The organism is Psychrobacter sp. UBA6739, from assembly GCF_002453835.1.
Classification (GTDB): domain Bacteria; phylum Pseudomonadota; class Gammaproteobacteria; order Pseudomonadales; family Moraxellaceae; genus Psychrobacter; species Psychrobacter immobilis_A.
The window spans coordinates 910-2,473 of the sequence record NZ_DKHR01000060.1 but is presented as its reverse complement, the minus strand read 5'-3'; the positions used below and the strand labels follow the sequence as shown (position 1 = coordinate 2,473).

The window sequence follows — 1,564 nt, the reverse complement described above, 5'->3', positions numbered from 1 at the left end:
GTTAATACTTGCGCCATCACACTTGGATGCACATCATGCTCAGGATGGCGCAGCTCGATACCGCGCATCGCACCGATACCGGTAAGACCAAATAACCAAGGAGAGATACCTTCTTGCTGCCATTGGCGGATGGTCGTCTCAATCGTCTGGGCATAATGCTTGGCTGACTGCCAAACGTCATCGCGTTGCATGATATCGAGCGTGGCATTGGCAGCGGCGCAAGCAACTGGGTTACCCGAATAAGTACCGCCCAAACTGCCTTTAGGCAAACCATTGACCACACTAGCCTTGCCGATGACTGCGCCTAATGGCAAGCCGCCTGCGATACTTTTGCCAAGTAAAATAAGGTCAGGCTCAATCCCTAAATGGGTAAAAGCAAACGGCGTGCCAGTACGGCCGTAGCCGGATTGGATTTCGTCCATGATGAGTAACATGCCATGTTCATCACAAAACTTACGTAGATACTGCGCAAAGGTGGGCGACAACAACTGAAAGCCGCCTTCCCCTTGTACAGGTTCGACGATGATGGCACCGATATTGTCGATATCGGTTTCTACCATAAATAAACGCTGGAGCGCATCAATCGCTTGCTCGTCGCTGATATTGTTATCGGGACTGGGGAAAGGAATATGATAAACGCCGCTGGCCAATGCACCAAGCCCGCGCTTATAAGGCGCGACCTTACCATTGAGATTGACGGCAGCCAGTGTGCGCCCATGAAAGCCACCATCAAATGCTATGACACCTGTGCGGCCAGTTTTCATGCGTGCTATCTTGATGGCGTTTTCAGTCGCTTCTGCGCCGCAGTTGGTGAGCATTCCTGCCAGCTCGCCGCTAATAGGTACAAGCTCACATAATCGCGGCATAAAGCTTTGATACGGCTGATGCGCTGCCGCATTGTAGGCATAGTGAATCAGCGCCTGGGCTTGCTGGATGATGGCGTCAACGATGTGAGGATTGCAGTGACCAAAGTTTAAAACGCCGATACCGCCGACAAAATCGATATAGCTGCGGTCATTGTCGTCCCAAACTCTGGCATTTTTGCCTTTGACGAGCGTGAGCGGATGCACCATCGTAAAGGCATCGGTCACGTTATACAGCTTGTCCATGATGAATCTCTATCTCTTCCTTGAGTTAGACTCATTTCAACAAAACATCATTCCGGCAGCAAACGAATAATAGTTGTGGTGGCATTCCTTTTTGTCATTACCAGTAAATTAGCTCCCTAAACGAATCCTTTAAAAACAAAAAAACTGCGTATCAAGGCAGTTTTTTTGTTTTTTTAGCTTGTTAAATTCTCACAGCAAACAACTTTGTAGGATAAAAATAACAAGACCAGTGCTATAAAAACACTTTAGGTTATAAATAAACGTAAGTGACATTATAAAACCAACCCTAACGCCTTTTCACGTTCATCTGAGATTGCCAAATAAGCCGTAATCCATTCTAAAACCGCTTTGACCTTATGCGATTGCCCTGAAGAGACAGGATAAGTCACATAATAGCTGCCGCGACCCTTTGCCGCATAATCCCACGCCATCACTAAAGCGCCTGATTGTAGCTC

1 protein-coding gene and 1 pseudogene are annotated in these 1,564 nt (G+C 47.6%); both read right to left on the bottom strand.

Going from position 1 to position 1,564, the window contains the following annotated elements; translation table 11 throughout:
* Nucleotides 1–1,109 (bottom strand): aspartate aminotransferase family protein (locus B2575_RS12890; RefSeq protein WP_296242522.1); only part of this gene is annotated, 1,109 nt, incomplete at its 3' end.
* A 272-nt stretch (nucleotides 1,110–1,381) separates the two neighbouring features.
* A pseudogene (locus B2575_RS12885) lies at nucleotides 1,382–1,564 on the bottom strand (LysR family transcriptional regulator); the annotation flags it as partial.